We start from the raw sequence: 23,282 nt of genomic DNA, 5'->3' as shown, positions 1-23,282 counted from the left end.
CGGTCAAGATTCACCGAACAAGCATTCATAAAGCAGGAGTCATTCAATGGCCCATATTAGTGTTGAACGTACCCACGGCCTGGGTAAGGAAGCGGCCCGCGAGAAGGCTGACAAGCTGGCGCAGAAACTTTCCGAGCAGTATGGCCTGGAGCCGCAATGGTCCGGCGACACCTTGAACCTCAAGCGTTCGGGCGTGAAAGGCGCGGTGCATGTCAGCGAAGATTTGATCAAGGTCGATGTGGAGCTGGGCCTGATGATGTCGGCCATGAGCGGCATGATCAAAGCGGAAATCGAAAAGGCGCTGGATAAAGCCCTCGCATAAACGCGCTCTTGTAGGAGCAAGCTTGCTCGCGATGCAGGCAACTCGATATTTCAGTTGCACCGAGGTGATGCCTTCGCGAGCAAGCTTGCTCCTACAGTCAGAGGCAACCCTCTATCTATGTCAGTTGTTAGGGTGCCGTTTCTAATTTTTCTCCCTACCTTTGTGCCCAAGCCCGACACTTCTTGCGGGCAGTTCCTCAAACCTTCTGCGCGTGAGGTGCACCATGGCCAAAGTTATTCTGAAGAAAAAAATCGACGCATCGACCACTGCTCTGGGCGACGTCAAATCCTATGCCCGCAAGATCTGGCTGGCAGGCCTGGGTGCTTACACCAAGGTCGGTCAAGAGGGGGGCGAGTACTTTCAGGAACTGATCAAGGCAGGTCAGGTTGTTGAAAAGAAAGGCAAAAAAGTAGTCGCTGAGAAACTTGAAGCAGCGAATGCCGAGATCGATGAAGCCAAGACCGAAGTGAGCACTTTCAAAGGCAAGGTCGAAGTTCAACTCGATCGTGTCGAGAAGGCGTTTGACACTCGTGTCGCAAGTGCCTTGAATCGTATCGGCATTCCGTCTAAACATGACGTTGAGACACTCTCTGCTAAGCTCGATGAGCTGACGGCATTGCTCGAACGTGTCGCGCGTAAATCTTAAGGAGAACGGGATGGCTGGCAAAAAGACTACTGACAAAGAAGGCAGCTCGTGGATCGGGAAAGTCGAAGACTACTCCCGCAAAATCTGGCTGGCTGGCTTAGGCGTGTACTCGAAGATCGACACTGACGGCAGCAAGCTCTTCGATGCATTGGTTAAGGACGGCGAGAAAGCCGAGAAGCTCACCAAGAGCGCTGTTGGCAAGACCGTCGACGCCGCCAAGGACTCCGCTTCTTCGGCCAAGTCGCGCATCAGCGGCGTGAAAGACCGTGCGCTGGGCAAGTGGGATGAACTGGAAGGGGCTTTCGACAAGCGCCTGAACAGTGCCATTTCGCGCCTGGGCGTACCGAGCCGCAATGAAGTCAAGGCACTGCACAGCAAGGTCGATACCCTGACCAAGCAAATCGAAAAGCTGACCGGTGCCAAGGTTGCGCCTGTTGCAGCGAAAACTGCAGCAGCCAAACCAGCAGCCAAAGCCGCTGCAAAACCACTGGCTAAAGCAGCTGCAAAACCAGCGGCCAAGACAGCGGCAGCAAAACCTGCTGCAGCCAAGCCAGCGGCCAAACCAGCTGCCGCGAAAGCCGCCGCTAAACCGGCTGCCAAGCCAGCAGCTAAACCTGCGGCCAAAACCGCAGCGGCTAAACCTGCTGCGGCGAAAAAACCAGCTGTGAAAAAGCCGGCTGCGCCGAAAGCAGCAGCGCCAAAACCAGCAGTGGCTGCCGCCAAACCGGCAACCCCGGCACCTGCAGTCAGTTCGTCGAACTCTGCAATCGCGCCGACCCCTGCTGTAACCCCGACTGCCGCGCCAGCTCCATCGACGCCAACCAGTCAGTCCTGATTTCAGGGCTCATGAAAACGCCCGGCCTGTGAAGGTCGGGCGTTTTTGTTTGTATGGAAAAAAATCGCAGCCTTCGGCAGCTCCTACAGATCTCATTGGTCTTCCAGATACTCCATCGCCATCTGTTCGGTCGCCGCCTTCATCGACGCAAGCAGGTGCGGCGCCACCAGCATCATGATCTGGTAAATCACCAGTCGCACTTCACCTTCGCGGCCGAGAATTCGCTGGTAGTCCAGTGAAAACAGCAATGTCATGGTGATCTGTTCCACCAGTTGCCCAAGCGCCTGGGTTTCACTGACCAGCAAGCCTTGCGCCTGCAAACGCGCCAGCAACGACGCCAATGTGCGCTTGAGTGAATTGAGCAGATTGCGAATGCCCTTGGCCAGTTTCGGCAAGCGCCCGGCGAGGTTCGACAGGTCCTGGAACAGAAACCGGTAGTGCGACAGGCGTTCGACGATCAGGTGCAGGAACAGCCAGTAATCCTCGGGTGCCAATTCGACATCGGGCGGAGGGTCGAGTAGTGGCGCGAGTTCGCTTTGAAAGCGTTCGAACAGTCCGAGAATCAGCGGTTCCTTGCCGTGAAAGTGGTAGTAGAGGTTCCCTGGGCTGATGCCCATTTCGTTGGCAACTTCCATGGTGGAGACATTCGGTTCGCCCTTTTCATTGAACAAACTCAGGGCACATTCGAGGATCCGGTCGCGGGTTTTCATCCAGTCTTCTTATCGATCAGGTCATGCCACGGCAGGCAGCTGCCGTGGCTCGTTGAACGTCAGCGCACGTGCACGTAAGTGCCGGGTGCCGCCTCCATCGGTGGATAGTTCTGGTTGCCGAGCGCCGCGTGTGTTTCTTTTTGCGCGCCCGAGCGTTCCTGGATCCAGCTCAGCCATTGGCCCCACCAGCTGCCCTCGACTTGTTTGGCGTCGTAGAGCCAGGCCCGTGGGTCGCTGCTCAGCTTGGCGCCCTCGACGTAGTTGGCTTTCGGGTTGCTCGGTGGATTGAGAATGCTTTGTATGTGACCGCTGTTGGACAGCACGAAGCGTCGCTCGCCACCCAGCAGCAGCGTTGAGCGATACACCGCATCCCACGGCGTAATGTGGTCGTTGATCCCGGCAACGCTGAAGCTGTCGACGGTCACCTTCTGCAAATCAATCGGCGTGCCGCAGACTTCGAGACCGCCCGGATGGCTCAACGGGTTGTGCTTGAAGAAGTCGAGCAAATCACCGTGCAGGGCGGCAGGCAGGCGCGTGTTGTCGTTGTTCCAGTAGAGGATGTCGAATGCTGGCGGTTCTTTGCCCAACAGGTAATTGTTGACGAAGTAGCTCCAGATCAAATCGTTGGGGCGCATCCAGGCGAAGACCTTGGCCATGTCGCGCCCGTCCAGCACGCCCTTCTGGTAAGAGCGGCGCTTGGCGGCTTCCAGGGTCTGTTCGTCAGTGAACAGGGTGGCAGGCGAATCCAGTTGACTGTCGAGCAGGCTCACCAGGTACGTCGCGCTGGAGACCCGGCGCAGCTGTCGCTTGGCCTGCAAGTGACCCTGCAACGCCGCAATGGTCAGCCCGCCGGCACAGGCGCCCATCAGGTTGACCTCTCGGGCACCGGTGATGGCCCGGCAGACGTTCATGGCTTCTTCCACGGCCTCAACGTAAGTCGACAGCCCCCATTCACGGTGGCGCACATCCGGGTTGCGCCAACTGATCACGAAGGTTTGCAGGCCATTCTTGAGTGCGTACTGGACGAAGCTGTTGTGCGGGCTCAAATCAAAAATGTAGAACTTGTTGATCTGCGGTGGCACCACCAGCAGGGGTTTTGAGTACTGTTTTTCGCTCATGGGCTTGTACTGGATCAGCTCCAGCAGCTCATTGCGAAACACCACCGCACCGGTGCTGGTGGCGACTGTTTTGCCGACCTCGAACGAATGCTTGGTGACTTGCCGGGGCAGGCCATCGTTGTGCAGGAGGTCGTCCACCAGGTGGCCCATGCCGCGCACCAGGCTGTTGCCGCCGGAATTGAAGATTTCCTTGATCGCCAGCGGATTGAGCAGGCTGTTGGAAGGTGACATGGCGTCGTTGATCAAGGCAAAGGCGAAGTGCGCACGGGCACGGTCGTCCGGGCTCATGTTGCTCTCGTCGATCCACTGACTGACCTGTTTCTGCCAGCTCAGGTAGGCCTGCAGGCTGCGACGATAAAACGGGTTGAGGCTCCATGCCGGGTCCGCGAAACGGGCGTCCTGCGGGTTGGTCGGGTGCAGGGTGTCCCCCAGCAACACGCGCCCCAGTTGACCGCCCAGTTTCAAGGCATGGCGTGCCGTGTGCACCGGGTTTCGCAAACCGTGAGCGGCCATACTGCGCAGAGTCGACAGCAGATCCCGGCCGCGCAGACCGGTGATCGCACTTTGTGCGTTGATGAACGTGGCGGGAGTGGGTAGAGACTCCCTCACGGGTTTATCGCGCATGACTCAACACTCCTTCGTCTTCAGGCCAAATACAAATACCGAACCAGAACACCATAGACGCTGTAATGGGTTGTTGCGCGGCACGGCGTCCTGCCGTTCCCTTTCAATCAAGGTTTAGCCGCCCATTGGCGCCGGATGCGGATGCATCACCGCGCGCTGTCGCTCCTCTTCCAGGAATTTCATGATGATCGGGGCGACCGCTTCGGCCCGGGTGATCAGGAACAAATGCCCGTCATCGATGATGTGCAACTGGGCGTTGGGAATCCGCCAGGCCAGTACGCGCATGTTGATCAGCGGGATCAGCGGGTCATCATCGCCCGCCAGCACCAGGGTCGGCTGCTTGATCTTGTGCAGCCAGTGGATGCTGGTCCAGCCAACGCCGGCGAACAGTTGCCAGTAGTAACCGAGCTTGCCGGCCGATCGCACTTTTGCGGCATGGCTGGCCGCCAGGGTCGGGTCGCGACGGAACGAGCCACCGTAAATCAACGGCGCAATGCGGATCACGTGGGACGGCTGAATGTAACGCCGCGGGCTGGCCATCAACCAAAGCACTTTCGGCTTGCCCGGCACCATCACCGCACCGGCCGCGGTGGCGGCCAATACGAGCTTCTTGCAGCGCTCGGGATAGTCAAAGGCAAACTGCTGGGCGAGCGCGCCACCCCAGGACACACCGATCACGTTGACTTGCCCGTAATCGAGGTAGTCGAGCATCCGCGCCGTCAGCTTCGCCAGACCCGGAAACCGAAAAGGCCGGTTCGGCGTCGACGAGCCGCCAACACCGGGCACGTCGAAAGCGATGACTTCCAGGTCCGGGTCGAGCGCCGCGATGAACGGAAATACCAGCTCCAGGTTGGCGCCGATGCCGTTGAATATCAGCAAGGGCGTCAAGTGAGGCTTGCCGGGGCGTACCGCCGTGCGGAGCGTCTGGCCATCCAGCTCGACGGTACGGAATATAAAGGGTTGCGGCATGCTTCGGGGCCCTGTGGGTCGCATTGTCAAATTCTTCCCCGATCCCCTGTAGGAGCGAGCTTGCTCGCGAAAAACGCAAAGGCAACGCATTCATCCAGACAGCGCGCGTTATCGTTGACGTCCATCGCGAGCGAGCTCGCTCCTACAAGGGGCGAGGTGTGTCAGTTACCGCTCATGTACATAGGTGCCGGGTGCAGCTTCACCTGCCGGATGGGCCTTGTTGCCCAGTTTCAACGGTGCCTTTTTCAGGTTGCCCGAACGCTCGGCCTGCCAGGCCTGCCAGTGCAGCCACCAGGAGTCGGTATGTTTGGTCGACTCCAACTGCCAGTCATCAGCGTTGACGGGCATTTCGGTGCTGGTCATGTAGCGCGATTTCGGGTTGCCTGGCGGGTTCAGGATGCTCTGGATATGCCCGCTGCTGGACAGCACGAATTCAACCTTGCCGCCGAACAGTTGGGCCGACTTGTAGCAGGAGCGCCACGGGGTAATGTGGTCGCTGGTGCCGGCCAGGGCAAAGATGTCGGCAGTGACCTGCTTGAGATCGATCGGCGTGCCGCACACTTCCAGTGCGTTCGGGCGGATCAATGGATTGTTTTTGAACATTTCGATCAGGTCGCCGTGGAACGCGGCAGGCAGGCGAGTGGTGTCGTTGTTCCAGAACAGAATGTCGAACACCGGCGGCTCGTTGCCCAACAGGTAGTTGTTGACCCAGTAGTTCCAGATCAGGTCGTTGGGGCGCATCCAGGCGAAGACTTTCGCCATGTCGCGGCCTTCCAGCACACCGGCCTGGTAGGAGTGACGCTTGGCGGATTCGAGGGTTTGCTCGTTGACGAACAGGGCAACGTCGCTGTCCAGGGTCGTGTCGAGCACGCTGACCAGCAGGGTCAGGGCATTCACCTTTTTTTCGCCGATTGCCGCGTAGTGGCCCAGCAGTGCGGTGCAGGTGATCCCGCCGGAGCAGGCGCCGAGCATGTTCACGTCTTTGCTGCCGGTGATTGCAGTGATCACGTCGACGGCTTCTTTGAGCGCCTCAATGTAAGTCGACAGGCCCCACTCGCGTTGCGCCTTGGTCGGGTTGCGCCAGCTGACGATGAACGTCTGAACATTGCTGCGCAGGCAGAACCGCGCCAAGCTCTTTTCCGGGCTCAGGTCGAAAACGTAGAACTTGTTGATCTGTGGCGGTACTACCAGCAGTGGGCGCTCATAGACTTGTTCGGTGGTCGGCTTGTACTGGATCAGTTCCAGCACGTCGTTGCGAAAGACCACTGCGCCTTCGGTCACGCCCAGGGTCTTGCCGACCTCGAACGCGCCCATGTTGACCTGGCTTGGCATGCCGCCGTTGTGCACGATGTCCTTGGCCAGATGGGAGAGACCGTCGAGCAGGCTTTTGCCGCCGGTTTCGAAGAAGCGTTTGACCGCTGCGGGGTTGGCCGCCGTATTGGACGGGGCGAGTGCTTCGGTCATGAGGTTGATGACGAAATGCCCGCGCCCGACGTCATGCGCCGGCAGATTGCTTTCGTCGATCCAGGTGTGGAGCTCCTTGCGCCACGCCAGGTAAGTCTGCAGATAACGTTTGTAGAGCGGGTTCTGGCTCCAGGCCGGATCAGCGAAACGACGGTCTTCGTTGGTCGGTTGCAGCTCGGATTTGCCAAGCAGCACGTTCTTGAGTTCAAGGCCGAAATGCGCGACATGCTTGGCACTGTGAATCGGTTGCCTGACGGCCTGTCTGAGCACCATTCGAGCAGAAGCCAGTAGATCTTTTCCACGCAGTCCAACGACAGGATTCAGCCCCAAGGTGTTTTCGGAGGCTTGATACTTCAAGTCATCGTTATTCTTGTTACTCATCTACGACGCTCCATTGTCCTGAGACGAGTACCGGGTCGCGCTGTGTAGTCTCACAGCTAATGCCAGGTACTGCTGCTCGGGGTGACCGTTAATACTGCATCGCTGCTTTTTTAATGCAGAGAGCACTGCAGGGAACTTGCCAGTTCCATTGGTTACCCGAGTTTAATTTTTTTCGCAAGCAGACCAATCAGAGGTCCTGGAGCGGAGCATTCAAACAGATGAAATTAGAAAATGCCTTCTAATGAACAAGAGGCTCGGGCTAGAGCATCAGTTTGACGACGTATTCGTTCGGATCGCGGGTTTTTCCGGCCGCTTTGAGCTCGGCAAGATAGTCTTCCCACAGTGCGTCATAACGTCGCGCCAGTTCGTAGAGGTATTCCCAGGTGAACAGGCCGCTGTCGTGGCCGTCGTCGAAAGTGAGTTTCAGTGCGTACTGACCGGCCGGTTCTATCTTGGTCAGTCCTACGTTGATCTTGCCAAATTGCAGGATAGGTTTGCCGTGGCCCTGGACCTCGGCGGAGGGGGAGTGCACCCGAAGAAACTCGGCGGGCAGGGTGTATTCCTCGCCGGTCGCGTATTTGAGCGACAGGGTTTTCGAGGCTTTGTGCAGTTTGATGTCGGTGGGGAGTTGGGTCATGACCGGATGTCCGTTGGTATGCGTGATCTGACCCTTGCAGGAGCCGGCTTGCTGGCGATGGCGATCTTGGGTGCGTCATCGCCGGCAAGCCGGGCTCCTGCAAGGAATCACATTACCTACAGGATATAACGGGACAGGTCTTCGTTTTGCGCCAATTCGCCCAAGTGGCTGTTGACGTAGTCGGCGTCGATCTGGATCACCTTGCCGTCATGGGTGCTGGCCAGGTCGCCGGCGCTGAACGACACCTCTTCGAGCAGGCGCTCAAGCAGAGTGTGCAGACGACGGGCACCGATGTTTTCGGTTTTTTCGTTGACCTGCCAGGCAATCTCGGCGATGCGCTTGATCCCGCTTGGCTGGAACTCGATGCCCAGGCCTTCGGTTTTCAGCAGTGCGCAATATTGCTCGGTGAGTGATGCATGCGGTTCGCTGAGGATGCGCTCGAAGTCTTCCGGGCTCAGGGCCTTGAGTTCCACGCGGATCGGCAGACGGCCTTGCAGCTCAGGCACCAGGTCGCTCGGCTTGCTCAAGTGGAAAGCACCGGAGGCAATGAACAGGATGTGGTCGGTCTTGACCATGCCCAGTTTGGTGTTGACGGTGCAACCTTCGATCAGCGGCAGCAAATCGCGCTGCACGCCTTCGCGGGACACGTCGACGCCACCGGAGTTGCCGCGCTTGGCGACCTTGTCGATTTCGTCGATGAACACGATACCGTGCTGCTCGACCGCCTCCAGCGCCTTGGCCTTCAACTCCTCATCGTTGACCAGGCGACCGGCTTCTTCGTCACGGACCAGCTTCAGGGCTTCCTTGACCTTGAGCTTGCGGGCCTTCTTCTTGCCCTTGCCCATGTTGGCGAACAGGCTTTGCAGCTGGTTGGTCATTTCTTCCATGCCAGGTGGCGCGGAGATATCGACGCCGGCCATTTCGGCGACTTCGATTTCGATCTCCTTGTCATCCAGCTGACCTTCACGCAGGCGCTTGCGGAACAGCTGACGGGTGTTGGAGTCGGCAGTCGGGGCGTCGTCGTTGCTGAAGCCCATGCGTGCCGGTGGCAGCAGAGCGTCGAGGATACGTTCCTCGGCAGCGTCTTCGGCGCGGTGACGAACCTTGACGATTTCCTGTTCGCGCAGCAGCTTGATCGCCGCATCGGCCAGGTCACGAATGATCGATTCGACGTCGCGGCCGACATAGCCGACTTCGGTGAACTTGGTCGCTTCGACCTTGATGAACGGCGCGTTGGCCAGTTTTGCCAGGCGACGGGCGATCTCGGTTTTACCGACACCGGTCGGGCCGATCATCAGGATGTTCTTGGGGGTTACTTCAACGCGCAGCTCTTCAGGCAGCTGCATCCGGCGCCAGCGGTTACGCAGGGCAATGGCGACGGCGCGCTTGGCATCGTCCTGGCCGATGATATGGCGATTGAGTTCGTGGACGATTTCACGGGGAGTCATGGACATAATATTTAAAGGACCTCAAGCAAGAATGAGCCGTGGCACGGGGCCGAGACAGGCTTACTCGGCGCAGTCCTGCTCCTCAATGGTCTGGGTGTGGTTGGTGAATACACAGATGTCGCCGGCGATGCCGAGGGCGGTTTCGACGATTTCGCGGGCCGACAGATCAGTCTTTTTCAGCAGTGCGCTGGCGGCCGCTTGAGCGTAAGCGCCGCCGGAGCCCATGGCGATCAAGCCGTCTTCAGGCTCCACCACATCGCCGTTACCGGTGATGATCAGGGAAGCGTCTTTGTTGGCGACGGCGAGCATGGCTTCGAGGCGGCTCAGGGAGCGGTCGGTGCGCCATTCTTTGGCGAGTTCGACGGCGGCACGGACCAAATGGCCCTGATGCTTTTCAAGCTGGCCTTCGAAACGTTCGAAGAGGGTAAAGGCGTCGGCGGTGGCACCGGCAAAACCTGCAATGACCTGGCCGTGGTACAGGCGGCGAACTTTTTTCGCGTTGCCTTTCATCACGGTATTACCAAGGGAAACCTGGCCGTCGCCGCCCATGACGACTTTGCCGTGGCGGCGAACTGAAACGATGGTGGTCAAGGGAAGAGTCTCCACGCAGCGGGGCGAAAATGCCTTATGCCCATTCATATGGGGGTGGTGGGGCGTTTTTCAACTGCGAGGCGGGAGAAGGGACGAGCGGTGTTTCGTGCACAAGGTTGTGTTGTGTGGTCTGACGCCATCGCCAGCAAGCCGGCTCCTACAGGTTGTGTGACTTTCACGGATACGGTGAACCGTGGACTTCACGGCGTTCGCGATACCGCGAACGATACATAACCTGTGGGAGCCAGCCTGCTGGCGAAGAACGATGACGCGGTGTTCCTTAAGGACTCAGCGGTTCTGGCGTTGTTGTAACAACAAGTTGCTGAAGCCGGCACCCGCCAGTTGTTTCTGGGCGGTGGTCAGTTGTTCGCGATTGCTGAACGGTCCGACCAAAACCCGATACCAGGTTTCGTCCTTGACTGTGCCGGACTCGACCGCCACAGCCTGGCCCAACAGAATGATCTGCGCGCGCACCTTGTCCGCATCAGCCTCTTTACGGAACGAGCCGGCCTGCAGGAAGAACTTGGTCACCGGTGCAGCCTTGACCGGTGGCGCGGGTGGCGGCGTAATCCCGGCGAGGGCTGCCTGGGCGCGTGCGGTGTCGATCTTCGCCGCTTCGGCCGGGGTCACCGGCGTAGTCGGAATCGCTGGCACCTGTGGCGTCGGCAGGGTCTTCTCCGGCACGGCGTCCGGCGGCACGATGACTTCCGATTCCGGCAGCAAGGTGTAGAAGTCGTACTTCGGCTTCACCGGTTGCGTCGGGCTCGGCGGGGTCTTGTTGGCCTCGGCGATCTTGGTGGCTTTCTGTTGCTCCACTTTCTCGCGTTTGACCGTATCGCTGCCCTTGCCCGGTTCCAGTTTCATCAGAAACACTAGGAACGCGCCGACCGTGAGGCCGATAACCATCCACAACCAACCCGGAATCGGTTGCTTTGCAGGAGCTTGGTAACGGCTGGCGCCACGCTTGGGTGCAGGTTTTTTCTTGGCGGCCAACTTACATACGCTCCAGAGTTTCCAGGCCCAAGAGTTCCAGGCCTTGCTTGAGGGTGCGTCCGGTCAGTGCGGCGAGACGCAGGCGGCTCTGCATTTGTGCCGGGGTGTCGGCGGCGAGGATCGGGCAGTTCTCGTAGAAGCTGGAGAACAGGCCGGCGACGTCGTACAGGTAAGTGCAGAGGATGTGCGGCGTGCCTTTCTCGGACACGTTGTTCAGCACTTCGCCGAACTGTGCGAGTTTCGCAGCCAGCTCGTGTTCGTGCGGTGCTTCGAGCACGATCTGGCCTTCGACTTCGCTGAAGTCCTTGCCGAGTTTGCGGAACACGCCGGCCACGCGGGTGTAGGCGTACAGCAGGTACGGCGCGGTGTTGCCTTCGAAGTTGAGCATCAGGTCGAAGTTGAAGCTGTAGTCGCTGGTGCGGTGCTTGGACAGGTCGGCGTATTTCACCGCACCGATGCCCACGACCTTGGCGATGTTGCGCAGCTCGGCTTCGGCCAGCTCGGGGTTCTTGTCTTTCACCAGGGTGTAGGCGCGTTCCTGGGCTTCGGTCAGCAGGTCGATCAGCTTCACGGTGCCGCCATCACGGGTCTTGAACGGTCGGCCATCGGCGCCGTTCATGGTGCCGAAGCCCATGTGTTCCATTTCCATCGGATGGGTCACGAAACCGGCCTTGCGCGCCACAGCGAACACTTGCTGGAAGTGCAGGGCCTGGCGCTGGTCGACGAAGTACAGCGCGCGATCAGCCTTGAGCTTGCCGCTGCGGTAGCGCACGGCCGCCAGGTCGGTGGTGGCGTAGAGGTAGCCGCCGTCGGCCTTGACGATGATCACCGGCAGCGGGTCGCCGTCGGCGTTCTTGAATTCATCGAGGAACACGCACTGGGCGCCGTTGCTCTCGACCAGCATGCCCGCCGCTTTCAGATCGTTGACCACATTGATCAGGTCGTCGTTGTAGGCGCTTTCGCCCATCACGTCGGCCATGGTCAGTTTGACGTTGAGCAGTTCGTAGATCTTCTGGCAGTGGGACAGCGAGATGTCCTTGAACTTGGTCCACAGCGCCAGGCAGTCGGCATCGCCGGCCTGCAACTTGACCACCAGGCCACGGGCGCGGTCGGCGAATTCTTCGGATTCGTCGAAGCGTTGCTTGGCGGCGCGGTAGAAGTTTTCCAGGTCCGACAGCTCATCGCTGGTGATCGGGTTTTCCTGCAAATAAGCCATCAGCATGCCGAACTGGGTGCCCCAGTCGCCGACGTGGTTCTGACGGATGACTTCGTCGCCGAGAAATTCCAGCACGCGGGCTACGCCGTCGCCAATGATGGTCGAACGCAAGTGGCCGACGTGCATTTCTTTGGCCAGGTTCGGGGCCGACAGGTCGACCACGGTGCGCTGCACCGGACCGGCCTTGCGCACGCCGATGTGAGTGTCGGCCAGGGCCGCGTCGAGGCGCGAGGCCAGGGCATCGGTGTTCTGGAAGAAGTTCAGGAAGCCAGGGCCGGCGATTTCGGTCTTGGTGATGTTTTCGTCGGCCGGCAGCGCGGCGATGATTTTTTCCGCCAGATCGCGCGGCTTCATACCGGCCGGTTTGGCCAGCATCATGGCGATGTTGCTGGCGAAGTCGCCGTTTTTCTTGTCGCGGGAATTTTCCACCTGGATCGCCGGCGACAGGCCTTCAGGCAACACACCTTCGTTGACGAGTTGGGTGATGGCTTGTTGGATCAGCTGGCGAATGGTGTCTTTCATGGTCTTCTCTTTCGACCGCTGGCGCGGCGGCGCATCATGCGCTGGTGGAAAAACTGGGCATTATCCGTTGCGAAGACGGGCTTGCCAACCTTAGCAGGCAGGTTGTGGATGTGTGGTGACAATTGGGCCGCTATCGCTGGTGTTCACCTAGGCAGGTATCACCACAAAACCCCTGTAGGAGCTGGCTTGCCAGCGATAGCGATCTCCCGATCAATACAAATCGACCGGATCAACATCCAGCGACCAGCGCACCGCCCGCCCGCTCGGCATCTGCTCCAGCACCAGCAACCAACTGGCCAGCAACCGGTGCAGCGGCGCCCGTGCTGTCGCTTGCAACAAAAGCTGAGCGCGATAACGTCCGGCCCGGCGTTCCATCGGTGCGGGCACCGGCCCCAGTAGCTCGATGCCGGTCAGGTTCTGTTCCGCCAGCAATCGCTCGGCTTCGCTGCAGGCTTCATCTAGAAAACCTTCGGCCTGCCCCGGTTTATGCGCTTCGGCCCGCAACAACGCCAAATGTGCAAACGGCGGCAGGCCGGCAGCGCGACGCTCGCTCAAGGCTTGCTCGGCAAATGCAAAGTAGCCTTGCTCGGTCAGCTGAATCAGCAGCGGATGGTCGGCGAGGTGTGTCTGAATGATCACTTTACCGGGCTCTTCAGCGCGACCTGCACGGCCCGCGACCTGGACGATCAGTTGCGCCATGCGCTCGCTGGCGCGGAAGTCGCCGGAGAACAGCCCGCCGTCGGCGTCGAGAATCGATACCAGCGTCACCCGTGGAAAGTGGTGCCCTTTGGCGAGCATTTGCGTGCCGATCAGGATGCACGGCTGGCCCTTCTGAATGGTTGCGAACAGCTGGTTCATCGCGTCCTTGCGTGAGGTGCTGTCGCGGTCGACGCGCAGTACCGGGTAGTCCGGGAACAAAATCGCCAACCGTTCTTCGGCCCGTTCGGTGCCGGCACCCACCGGGCGCAAATCGACCTTGTTGCACTTCGGGCATTGGCGCGGAACGCGTTCGACGTAGCCGCAATGGTGGCAACGCAGCTCGCCATAACGTTGATGCACCGTCATGCGCGCATCGCAGCGCTGGCACTCGGACATCCAGCCGCATTCGTGACACAGCAGGGTCGGCGCGAAACCTCGGCGATTGAGGAACACCAATACTTGCTGGCCCGCAGCGAGGGTCTGACCGATAGCTTGTTGCATCGGCCCGGATATGCCGCTGTCCAGCGGACGGCTTTTCACATCCAGACGCAGGAACCGTGGCTGCTTCGCGCCGCCGGCGCGTTCGTTCAATCGCAGCAGGCCGTAGCGACCGGTGTAGGCGTTGTGCAGGCTTTCCAGCGAAGGTGTCGCGGAGCCAAGGACGATCGGGATGTTTTCCTGTCGCGCCCGCACCAGCGCCAGATCGCGGGCGTGGTAGCGCAAACCTTCCTGCTGTTTATAAGAACCGTCGTGCTCTTCGTCGATGATGATCAGGCCAGGGTTCTTCATCGGTGTGAACAGTGCCGAGCGGGTGCCGATGATGATGTCGGCCTCGCCGTCACGGGCGGCGAGCCAGGCTTCGAGGCGCTCGCGATCATTGACCGCCGAGTGGATCAGCGCGATGCGCGCATTGAAACGCTGCTCGAAGCGCGCCAGGGTTTGCGGGCCGAGGTTGATTTCCGGGATCAGCACCAGCGCTTGTTTGCCGGCCTCCAAGGTTTCGCGGATCAGCTGTAAATACACTTCGGTCTTGCCGCTGCCCGTGACGCCCGCCAGCAAAAACGCGTGATAACTGTCGAACCCGGCGCGAATCGCTTCATAAGCGGCGTGCTGTTCCGGGTTGAGCGGCAACTCGGGTTGCGCCAGCCAGTGTTCATGGCGTGCGCCGGGTGCGTGTCGACGGATCTCGACTTGCACCAGGTCCTTGGCCAGCAACAGGTCCAGGCTGTCTTTGCTCAGCATCAGTTTGCTCAACAACTGATGGGCGACGCCGTGGGGGTGTTGGGCCAGCGTTGCCAGGGCTTCCCGCTGACGCGGGGCGCGGGCGATGCGCGGGTCATCAAGGCTGGCGCCGGGTGCGGCGGACCAGAAACGTTCCTGGCGCGCTTCGGCCAGTTCGCCTTGACGCAGCAGCACCGGCAAGGCCCAGCTCAGCGTGTCGCCAAGGCTGTGCTGGTAATACTGGGAAGTCCACAGGCACAGCTTGAACAGCGCGGGCGGTAGCGGCGGCGTGGCGTCCAGCAGCGCCAGGGCTGGCTTGAGCTTCTCCGCCGGGACTTCACTGGTGTCGGCGACTTCGACCAGAATGCCGATCATCTCCCGCCGGCCAAACGGCACCCGCAGGCGCATGCCGGGGTGCAACTGCGCGCGCAGCACGCCGGCCGGCGCCCGGTAGTCGAACAGGCGGCGCAGCGGCGAAGGCAGGGCGAGGCGCAGAATGGCGTCGGGCACGCGGGGGGATCTCGATTAGCGAAAGATAAAAGCGGGGTTGCATGTCCCCCTGCAGGGGGGCGCGTATTGGTCCGGGAGCCTAGCAGACGGTCGGTCTCAGGGACAGCTTGCGTGATTGGCATTGTCTGGTAGAATCCGCGGCCTAATTACGTGCGGTATTCAACAATAGTGTTGGGTGGCGGCACGCTAGCCCGAGGAAGACACCATGAAAGCTGATATCCATCCAGAATACCCAGCAGTTGCTGTTACCTGCAGCTGCGGCAACAAGTTCGAAACCCGTTCGACCTTCGGCAAAGCCCTGGCGATCGACGTTTGCAACGAATGCCACCCGTTCTACACCGGTAAGCAGAAGACTCTGGACACTGGCGGCCGCGTTCAGCGCTTCGCAGACCGTTTCGGTGCTTTCGGCAAGAAAGCTCCAGCTGCTGCAGAGTAAGGTTAAAGAGCCTTATGGGCTTTTCCTTGCTGTTAAAAAAGGCGTCCCTTGCGGGCGCCTTTTTTGTGTCCGCGATTTGGCTTTCCGGCGCCCAGGCGTTCTGCCCGGCACCCGAGGGGCTGGCCTCTGTCGCCGTGGAGCGGGTGGTCGATGGCGACACCTTGCGCCTGGACGATGGTCGCAATGTGCGCATGATCGGCCTGAATACGCCGGAGCTGGGCAAGAAGGGCCGTTCCGACGAACCGTTCGCAGTGGCGGCGCGCAAGCGTCTCGAAGCGTTGGTGGCGGCCAGCGATGGGCAGCTCGGTTTGTTGCCCGGTAAAGAAAGCAAAGATCGCTACGGCCGCACCCTGGCCCACGTCTACGGCGCTGATGGCGCCAACCTTGAGGCGCAAATGCTCGCCGAGGGCCTCGGTTTCCTGGTGGCAGTAGCACCGAATGTCGATCTGGTCGCGTGTCAGCAGGCCGCGGAGCGCAGCGCCCGTCAGGCCGGGCTCGGTGTGTGGCGCCAGTCACCTGTACTGAAGGCGGATCAGATCAGCGCGTCCGGGTTTGCCGTGCTCAGTGGTCGTGTGAGCAAGGTTCAGCGCAATCGCGGCGGGGTTTGGATCGAGTTGCAGGATTCAGTTGTACTGCGTGTTGCACCCAATCAACTGGCGCGATTCGATATCGCCTCGCTGGAACGCCTGGAAGGCAAGCAGGTCGAGGCGCGTGGCTGGGTGCTGGACCGTTCGCGCCGTGGCGGACTCAAGGAGGGTCAGCCGCGCTGGATGTTGCCATTGACCGATCCGGCGATGCTGCAAGCGTCGCAGTGATAAAAAAATTGTAGACATTTTTTCGCTCGATTGTGAGCAGTCGATCCCTTGTGTTCCGCGGCTCTTGGCCCAAAGTCGTAGGGCAGGGCGCTTGACAGGGGTGACCGGTCAGTCTTGTGGGGACTTTGCGAGGCGCGTATCCTCGCTGACCAGTCTGTCCAACAGTAAAAAGCGGAATGCCAAAATGTCTGATCTGAAAACTGCCGCTCTCGAATATCATGCCCATCCTCGTCCAGGGAAGCTGAGTGTCGAGCTCACCAAGGCCACTGCTACCGCTCGCGACCTGTCGCTGGCGTACAGCCCGGGCGTAGCCGAACCAGTACGCGAGATCGCCCGCGATCCTGAACTGGCCTACAAGTACACCGGCAAAGGCAACCTGGTTGCAGTCATTTCCGATGGCACCGCGATTCTCGGCCTGGGTAACCTCGGCCCACTGGCTTCCAAGCCAGTGATGGAAGGTAAAGGCGTACTGTTCAAGCGCTTCGCCGGCATCGACGTTTTCGACATCGAAGTCGACTCCGAAAGCCCGCAAGCCTTCATCGACACCGTCAAGCGCATCTCCATCACCTTCGGTGGCATCAACCTGGAAGACATCAAGGCACCTGAGTGCTTTGAGATCGAGCGCGCTCTGATCGAACAGTGCGACATTCCGGTATTCCACGATGACCAGCACGGCACCGCTATCGTGACCGCTGCGGGCATGATCAACGCCCTGGAAATCGCTGGCAAAACCCTGGCTGACGCCAAGATCGTCTGCCTGGGCGCGGGCGCTGCCGCTATCTCCTGCATGAAGTTGCTGGTGAGCATGGGCGCCAACATCGAAAACATCTACATGGTCGATCGTACCGGCGTGATCCACTCCGGCCGTGACGACCTGAACCAGTACAAGGCTGTGTTCGCTCACGCGACCGACAAGCGCACCCTGGCTGACGCCCTGCAAGGCGCTGACGTGTTCGTGGGCCTGTCCGGTCCGAACCTGCTGAGCGCTGAAGGCCTGCTGTCGATGGCGCCGAACCCGATCGTGTTCGCGTGCTCCAACCCTGATCCGGAAATCTCCCCGGAACTGGCACACGCTACCCGTAACGACGTGATCATGGCCACCGGTCGTTCCGACTACCCGAACCAGGTCAACAACGTACTGGGCTTCCCGTTCATCTTCCGTGGTGCCCTGGACGTTCGCGCCAAGCGCATCAACGAAGAAATGAAAGTGGCTGCGGCCAACGCCCTGCGTGAACTGGCCAAGCTGCCGGTTCCTCAGGAAGTGTGCGACGCCTACGGCGGCATCAAGCTGGAATTCGGTCGTGAGTACATCATTCCGAAGCCAATGGATGCTCGTCTGATCACCCTGATCTCCGACGCTGTGGCCAAAGCCGCAATCGAGACCGGTGTGGCGACCCTGCCGTATCCGAAGAACTACCCGCTGAAAAGCGTGGATGACGTGTTCAACGGCTAAGTCGTTGTAGCGCTTCAACCCAAAAGCCCCGGCTCGTGAGTGTCGGGGCTTTTTTGTGCCTGAGATTTTGGTGTTGGCTGTGCGCGTCTCTTCGCTGGCAAGCCAGCATCCTGCTGATGCACGCGGTCCTTGTAGGCGCTGGCTTGCCAGCGAAGGGGCGGCTAAGGCGATACAAAAAGGGCAGGTAAAAAAGCCCCGCACTTCTCTCGAAGGCGGGGCTTTTTTGCGGCTCAGGATCAGAACAAATCGATCGGTGCCGCTTCGTCCGCTGGCAGTGGGCTGCCCGGTGCTGTGCCGTTGCTCAGTTCATTGACCGATGGCGGCGTGTCCTCGGCCTTGAACAGCTCGAAGTAGGCCCCAGGCGTGCCTGGGCTCGCTGCACGCCCGCTGATCGGGTCGACCCGCAGGCTGAGAAGGCCTTCCGGCTCCGCTTGCGTGTGTGGCGGCTTGTCCTTGAGGGCGGCGCCCATGTAGTTGATCCAGATCGGCAATGCGACGGTACCGCCGAACTCCTTGCGCCCCAGGCTTTCAGGCTGGTCGAAGCCGGTCCAGACCGTGGTCACGTAATCGGCGTTGTAGCCGGAGAACCAGGCATCCTTGGATTCGTTGGTCGTACCGGTTTTGCCTGCGATGTCGGAGCGGCCCAGCGCCAGTGCGCGACGACCGGTGCCGAGCTTTATGACGTCCTGGAGCATGCTGTTGAGGATGTACGTGGTGCGCCCATCGACAATGCGTTCGGCCACGGCCGGTGTTTGTGGTGCGGGCGTTGTGCCAGGAATTTCGCTCGGGGTTGCATTGACCGTGATGGCTTCAGTCGCTGGCACGGCAATACCGTCGCTGGCAGCGCCACCCTGAGGCACGCTCGGCGGGTTGGCGCGGAACAGCGTATCGCCGTTGCGGCTTTCGATCTTGTCGATGATGTACGGGGTGATCTTGTAGCCGCCGTTGGCGAAGGTGCTCCAGCCGGTGGCGATCTCCATAGGCGTCAGGGTTGCGGTGCCCAGCGCCAGGGACAGGTTGGGCGGCAGATCCTGCTTGTTGAAGCCAAAGCGGGTGATGTAGTCAATGGTCTTGCCAACGCCCATCGCCTGCAGCAAGCGAATCGATACCAGGTTGCGCGACTTGTAGAGCGCTTCACGCAGGCGGATCGGGCCAAGGAACGTGTTGGTGTCGTTCTTCGGGCGCCAGACCTTGTCCAGGTACTCGTCAACGAACACGATCGGCGCGTCGTTGACCAGGCTGGAAGCGGTGTAGCCGCTGTCCAGCGCTGCACTGTAGACGAACGGTTTGAAGCTCGATCCGGGCTGGCGCTTGGCCTGCATGGCGCGGTTGTAATTGCTCTGCTCGAAGGCGAAACCACCGACCAGCGAACGAATCGCGCCGTTCTGCGGATCAAGGGAGACCAGCGCGCCCTGAGCCTGTGGAATCTGACTGAATTTCAGTGAATTGTCCGGCTGGCGCTGCACGCGAATCAGGTCGCCAACCTGCGCCACGTCCGAAGGCTGCTTCGGATTGGGGCCCATGCTGTTGGTGTTCAGGAATGGGCGAGCCCATTTCATGGTGTCCCAGCTGACAGTTTCCTGGCCAGTGCGGGTCAGTACTTGCAGGCCGTTCTTGTCGACCTGGGTCACGATGGCCGGCTCAAGGCTGCTGATGGTGCGCTGCTTGGTCAATTCCGTTGCCCAGGCTTCGCGAGTCTTGCCCGGCAGACGCGATTCCGGACCACGGTAGCCATGGCGCCGGTCGTAAGTTATCAGGCCTTCGTGGAGGGCGGTGTTGGCCAGTTCCTGAAGGTTGCTCGGTACCGTGGTGGTAACGCGGAAACCTTCGGTGTAGGCGTCGCTGCCGTAGCGGCCGACCATTTCGGCGCGGGCCATTTCAGCGATGTACGGCGCGTTCACTTCCGGTGTCGGCACGTGATAACTGGCGTTCAGCGGTTCGTTGACGGCGGTGGTGTAGTCGGCTTCGGTGATTTTACCGAGCTTGTACATGCGGCCCAGGATCCAGTCGCGACGTTCCTTGCTGCGGGCCGGGTTGGCCAACGGGTTGAAGCGCGACGGTGCTTTTGGCAGGCCGGCGATCATTGCCATCTGCGCCAGGCTGACGTCGCGGATCGACTTGCCGTAATAAACCTGCGCCGCCGCCTCGATACCGTAGGCGCGGTTACCCAGGTAGATCTTGTTGACGTATAGCTCAAGGATCTCGTCCTTGGTCAGCTGTCGTTCGATCTGCAGGGCCAAAAGGATTTCGGTGGTTTTGCGCGAGAAGCTGCGTTCGCTGGTCAGGAAGAAGTTCTTCGCGACCTGCATGGTGATGGTGCTGCCGCCGGACTGAATGTGTCCGCTTTTGATCAATTGGGTCGCGGCACGCATCAGGCTGCTCGGATCGACGCCGTAGTGGTTGGCGAAGTTATCGTCTTCAGCACTTAGTAACGCATTAATGAAATTGGGGGGAATGTCGGCGAAACGGATCGGAGTACGGCGCATTTCGCCAAACTCTGCGATCAACTTGTCGTCGCTGCTGTAGACGCGCAGGGGAATCTGCAACTGGATGCTTCGCAGGGCCTCCACGGAGGGTAATCCAGGGCTAAGGTAGAGAAACGCCCCGCTCAGACCCAGAAGGAGTCCGCAGAAAACCGCGACGATGGACCAACCGAAAAACTTCAGCAGACGAATCAAGGCTTTGGGATATCCAGGGCAAAAAATGAATTGGGCATCAGGGTTCAGGGTAAAGGAAACGAACCACGCTTGAGCAAATGCGAAAAAAAACGCTGGGCATTATAAGCATTTTTCTGTCGGGCAGCGTCATTTGCACAGCTGTCAAGACGGGCGGGTTGAACGCAATGGACATTGCAGAGTCCGTAACTCACGGATAGTCATAGGGAATTGGTAGTGCTAGGACTCTTCAACAAAAAAGCCAAAACGCTGTTAGGCATCGACATCGGATCCACCTCAGTGAAATTGCTCGAATTGAGCCGTCAGGGTGATCGCTACCGGGTCGAGGCCTATGCGATCGAGCCGCTGCCGACCGGTGCCGTGGTCGAAAAGAACATCGCCGAACTCGAAGGGGTGGGGCTCGCGCTTGCTCGCGTGCTGGTCAAAGCCAAAACCGGACTGAAGAACGTCGCCGTGGCGGTGGCCGGTTCAGCGGTGATCACCAAGACCATCGACATGCAGGCTGGCCTTTCTGACGATGAAATGGAGACCCAGCTGAAGATCGAGGCTGACCAGTACATTCCCTACTCGCTGGATGAAGTCGCCATCGACTTCGACGTTCAGGGTGCATCAGCGCGCAATCCCGAGCGTGTGAATGTGCTGCTCGCCGCCTGTCGCAAGGAAAATGTCGAAGTCCTCGAAGCGGCCCTGACGCTGGCCGGCCTCACGGCTCGTGTGGTCGATGTCGAGGCGTATGCGCTGGAGCGTTCGTTTGGCTTGCTCGCCAGCGGGTTGGCAGCCTCCGACGAGGGCTTGACGGTGGCGCTGGTCGATATCGGTGCCACCATGACCACCCTGAGCGTGCTGCACAGCGGGCGGATCATCTACTCGCGGGAACAGTTGTTCGGTGGTCGACAGCTGAACGAGGAGATTCAGCGGCGCTACGGCTTGAGCGTGGAGCAGGCAGACCTGGCGAAAAAGAATGGTGGGCTGCCGACGGACTACGTCAATGAAGTGTTGCAGCCCTTCCGCGAGGCATTGGTGCAGCAGGTTTCCCGTTCGTTGCAATTGTTCTTTGCCTCGGGCCACTCCAAAACGGTTGACCACATCTTGCTGGCCGGTGGCACCGCATCGGTCCCGGGGCTGGATCGCTTGATCGAACAGCATTTGAACACGCCGACCCGGATCGCCAATCCATTCTCGGACATGGTTCTGGGCGGCAAGGTCGATGGCGTTGCTCTGGCCAATGATGCGCCCGCGTTGATGATTGCCTGTGGGCTGGCCCTCAGGAGTTTCGACTGATGGCGCGCATCAATCTTTTACCTTGGCGCGAAGAGCAGCGTGAAATCCGTCGCAGGCGCTTTTTAGGCGTTCTGGTTGCCGTGCTGATGGGGGCCGCTGGTACCGTAGCGGTTGCGAATCAGATCATCAGTGGCGCTGTCGAGCGGCAAGTCGCCCGCAATGATTACATCGGCAAGCAAATAGCGACGGTCGATGAGCGGATCAAACAGATCAGCGATCTCAAGGAGCGTCGCCAGCAATTGGTCGAACGCATGCGCATCATCCAGGACCTGCAAGGCAATCGCTCGATCAACGGGCGCGTCTTTGACCAGTTGACCCGCACCTTGCCCGACGGTGTGTATTTCACCGAAGTCAAAATGGCCGGCAAGGTGCTGTCCATCACTGGCGCAGCGGAGTCCAACCATCGGGTTTCTGACCTGATGCGTAACCTGGACGCTTCGGACTGGTTCGATGCGCCGAGCTTGACCGAGGTCAAGGCGAGCGCGGTCGGTCGGGTTGATCAGGCCAGCGTCTTTCAACTGACCGTGCGTCAGGTTCAGCCCGCATCGCCGGAGGCGGGAGAATGAGTCTCTCGGAGTGGTTCGACGGGTTGCGAAAAATCGACATCAACGATCTGGACAGCAGCAACATCGGCTCCTGGCCCCCGGCAATCAAAGTCCTGGTGGCCTGCTTGCTGATGATTCTGGTGCTGGCAGTGGGCTATAGCTTTTCCATCAGCGAGCTGGAGGGGCAGCTTGATCTGAAGCGCGAGCAAGAGTTGCTGCTCAAGGAACAGTTTGCGGCCAAATCGCGTATGGCCGCGAATCTGCAGCCCTATACCCGGCAGATGGAGGAAATGGAGGACGCCTTCAGCGTGCTGTTACGGCAATTGCCCAGCGACACCGAAGTGCCCGGTCTGCTTGAAGACATCACGCGTACCGGCCTGGACAGCGGCCTGGAGTTCGAAGAAATCAAACTGCTGCCGGAAGTCTCCCGGCCGTTTTACATCGAATTGCCGATCCAGATCACCGTCACCGGTGGTTATCACGATCTTGCGATGTTCGTCAGCGGCGTGGCGCGCTTGCCTCGAATCGTCACCTTGCATGACTTCGAGCTTGCACCGGTCAATCCCGAGGGCGGGACGAAGTTGCGCATGAGCATTCAGGCCAAAACGTATCGCGACAACGGCAAGGGGTTGGCGCAATGAGCCTGCGTAATCTGGCGATTGTCCTGCTGTTGGGTGTACTCGGCGGGTGTGGTGGCGATGATGACGTCGCTGACCTGGATGCGTACATGAACCAAATGCGCTCGAGTGCGCCGGGCAAGATTGAACCAGCGCCGACATCCCGGTCTTACCCGGTATTCACTTACAGCGCCGGGAACCTGCGAAGCCCGTTTTCGCAGCAGGTGCGAATCGATCGGGCGGGTCAGAAACAGGGCTCTCGCAACGTCAGCCCCGACCCTGATCGGGTCAAGCAATACCTCGAAGGTTTCAACATCGAGCAATTCGAAATGGTCGGCACCCTCTCCAATGCAGCGGGCTCTTTTGCGTTGCTGCGCGGGGCGGGGGGTGTGCATCGACTGAAAGTCGGCGATTACCTGGGGCGCAACGACGGACGGATAGTCGCCATCAGCAGCTCGCAAGTCGATGTGATCGAAATCGTCCCGGACGGTGAGGGCGCGTGGCTGGAGCGACCCCGGACCCTCCCTTTGAAAGAGCACTCATAGTGGAACAAA

21 protein-coding genes are annotated in these 23,282 nt (G+C 59.9%); 10 read left to right on the top strand and 11 right to left on the bottom strand.

The annotated features are described in order from the left end of the window. Nucleotides 1-46: 46 nt before the first annotated feature. The 3 genes from CKW19_RS02930 to CKW19_RS02920 all read left to right on the top strand — a co-directional run bounded on the left by CKW19_RS02930 (nt 47) and on the right by CKW19_RS02920 (nt 1,803). The gene (locus CKW19_RS02930; protein WP_095056504.1) at nt 47-322 is read left to right on the top strand and encodes a polyhydroxyalkanoic acid system family protein; all 276 of its coding nucleotides are present in this window, start codon (nt 47-49) and stop codon (nt 320-322) included. A 223-nt stretch (nt 323-545) separates the two neighbouring features. Next, nucleotides 546-968, top strand: coding sequence for a phasin family protein (locus CKW19_RS02925; RefSeq protein ID WP_095056503.1), 423 nt, complete (start codon nt 546-548; stop codon nt 966-968). Between the two features lie 10 nt (nt 969-978). Next, a complete protein-coding gene (locus CKW19_RS02920; RefSeq protein WP_095056502.1) occupies nt 979-1,803 on the top strand; it encodes a phasin family protein in 825 nt (274 codons plus the stop codon). 92 nt (nt 1,804-1,895) lie between these two features. On the opposite strand, the gene CKW19_RS02915 is transcribed toward CKW19_RS02920, so the two are convergent. The 10 genes from CKW19_RS02915 to CKW19_RS02870 form a co-directional block, all read right to left on the bottom strand. Continuing rightward, on the bottom strand, nt 1,896-2,513 hold the full coding sequence (locus tag CKW19_RS02915) for a TetR/AcrR family transcriptional regulator (protein WP_095056501.1): 618 nt from the start codon (nt 2,511-2,513) through the stop codon (nt 1,896-1,898). Between the two features lie 59 nt (nt 2,514-2,572). Continuing rightward, complete coding sequence (phaC, locus tag CKW19_RS02910; protein WP_095056500.1) at nt 2,573-4,255, bottom strand: class II poly(R)-hydroxyalkanoic acid synthase; 1,683 nt, start codon at nt 4,253-4,255, stop codon at nt 2,573-2,575. Nucleotides 4,256-4,369: 114 nt separating this feature from the next. Next, nucleotides 4,370-5,224 (bottom strand): poly(3-hydroxyalkanoate) depolymerase, encoded by an 855-nt coding sequence (gene phaZ / locus CKW19_RS02905; RefSeq protein WP_095056499.1) that lies wholly within the window; start codon nt 5,222-5,224, stop codon nt 4,370-4,372. Between the two features lie 165 nt (nt 5,225-5,389). Further along, nucleotides 5,390-7,069: a class II poly(R)-hydroxyalkanoic acid synthase gene (phaC, locus tag CKW19_RS02900; RefSeq protein WP_095056498.1), complete on the bottom strand. Its 1,680-nt coding sequence runs from the start codon at nt 7,067-7,069 to the stop codon at nt 5,390-5,392. Between the two features lie 259 nt (nt 7,070-7,328). Further along, nucleotides 7,329-7,706, bottom strand: a complete 378-nt coding sequence (locus CKW19_RS02895; protein ID WP_095056497.1) for a gamma-butyrobetaine hydroxylase-like domain-containing protein — start codon at nt 7,704-7,706, stop codon at nt 7,329-7,331. A gap of 116 nt (nt 7,707-7,822) precedes the next feature. Continuing rightward, on the bottom strand, nt 7,823-9,160 hold the full coding sequence (gene hslU / locus CKW19_RS02890) for an HslU--HslV peptidase ATPase subunit (RefSeq protein ID WP_095056496.1): 1,338 nt from the start codon (nt 9,158-9,160) through the stop codon (nt 7,823-7,825). A 54-nt stretch (nt 9,161-9,214) separates the two neighbouring features. Beyond that, on the bottom strand, nt 9,215-9,745 hold the full coding sequence (gene hslV / locus CKW19_RS02885) for an ATP-dependent protease subunit HslV (protein WP_007975582.1): 531 nt from the start codon (nt 9,743-9,745) through the stop codon (nt 9,215-9,217). Nucleotides 9,746-10,033: 288 nt separating this feature from the next. Then, entirely contained in the window at nt 10,034-10,738 is a 705-nt protein-coding gene (locus CKW19_RS02880; RefSeq protein WP_095056495.1) for an SPOR domain-containing protein, read from the bottom strand. A gap of 1 nt (nt 10,739) precedes the next feature. Next, the gene (argS, locus tag CKW19_RS02875; protein WP_095056494.1) at nt 10,740-12,476 is read right to left on the bottom strand and encodes an arginine--tRNA ligase; all 1,737 of its coding nucleotides are present in this window, start codon (nt 12,474-12,476) and stop codon (nt 10,740-10,742) included. A 210-nt stretch (nt 12,477-12,686) separates the two neighbouring features. Beyond that, a complete protein-coding gene (locus CKW19_RS02870) occupies nt 12,687-14,906 on the bottom strand; it encodes a primosomal protein N' (RefSeq protein WP_095056493.1) in 2,220 nt (739 codons plus the stop codon). A 205-nt stretch (nt 14,907-15,111) separates the two neighbouring features. Here CKW19_RS02870 and rpmE point away from each other — a divergent pair, with 205 nt between their 5' ends. From rpmE to CKW19_RS02855, 3 genes are all read left to right on the top strand, one after another. After that, the gene (gene rpmE, locus CKW19_RS02865) at nt 15,112-15,342 is read left to right on the top strand and encodes a 50S ribosomal protein L31 (RefSeq protein ID WP_053153366.1); all 231 of its coding nucleotides are present in this window, start codon (nt 15,112-15,114) and stop codon (nt 15,340-15,342) included. A gap of 14 nt (nt 15,343-15,356) precedes the next feature. Continuing rightward, on the top strand, nt 15,357-16,157 hold the full coding sequence (locus tag CKW19_RS02860) for a thermonuclease family protein (RefSeq protein ID WP_095056492.1): 801 nt from the start codon (nt 15,357-15,359) through the stop codon (nt 16,155-16,157). A 184-nt stretch (nt 16,158-16,341) separates the two neighbouring features. Beyond that, nucleotides 16,342-17,610 (top strand): malic enzyme-like NAD(P)-binding protein, encoded by a 1,269-nt coding sequence (locus CKW19_RS02855; protein WP_095056491.1) that lies wholly within the window; start codon nt 16,342-16,344, stop codon nt 17,608-17,610. A gap of 236 nt (nt 17,611-17,846) precedes the next feature. On the opposite strand, the gene CKW19_RS02850 is transcribed toward CKW19_RS02855, so the two are convergent. Next, entirely contained in the window at nt 17,847-20,285 is a 2,439-nt protein-coding gene (locus CKW19_RS02850) for a penicillin-binding protein 1A (protein ID WP_371856287.1), read from the bottom strand. Nucleotides 20,286-20,501: 216 nt separating this feature from the next. Between CKW19_RS02850 and CKW19_RS02845 the strand changes: the two genes are divergently transcribed. The 4 genes from CKW19_RS02845 to CKW19_RS02830 are packed head-to-tail and all read left to right on the top strand — an operon-like array spanning nt 20,502 to nt 23,273. Further along, a complete protein-coding gene (locus CKW19_RS02845) occupies nt 20,502-21,566 on the top strand; it encodes a pilus assembly protein PilM (RefSeq protein WP_095056489.1) in 1,065 nt (354 codons plus the stop codon). Further along, nucleotides 21,566-22,132 carry a PilN domain-containing protein gene (locus CKW19_RS02840; protein ID WP_095056488.1) on the top strand — a complete coding sequence of 189 codons (567 nt, stop codon included), beginning with the start codon at nt 21,566-21,568 and terminating at the stop codon, nt 22,130-22,132. Before CKW19_RS02845 ends, CKW19_RS02840 begins: the two co-directional genes overlap by 1 nt. Then, nucleotides 22,129-22,752 (top strand): type 4a pilus biogenesis protein PilO, encoded by a 624-nt coding sequence (locus CKW19_RS02835; RefSeq protein WP_095056487.1) that lies wholly within the window; start codon nt 22,129-22,131, stop codon nt 22,750-22,752. The genes CKW19_RS02840 and CKW19_RS02835 overlap by 4 nt, the downstream gene beginning before the upstream one ends. Continuing rightward, nucleotides 22,749-23,273, top strand: coding sequence for a pilus assembly protein PilP (locus CKW19_RS02830; protein WP_095056486.1), 525 nt, complete (start codon nt 22,749-22,751; stop codon nt 23,271-23,273). Before CKW19_RS02835 ends, CKW19_RS02830 begins: the two co-directional genes overlap by 4 nt. Nucleotides 23,274-23,282: the final 9 nt, after the last annotated feature.

The organism is Pseudomonas sp. Irchel s3f7 (assembly GCF_900187615.1).
In the GTDB taxonomy this organism is placed as follows: Bacteria; Pseudomonadota; Gammaproteobacteria; order Pseudomonadales; family Pseudomonadaceae; genus Aquipseudomonas.
The sequence above is the reverse complement of the archived record's forward strand: the minus strand, read 5'-3'. Positions and strand labels throughout refer to the sequence as shown.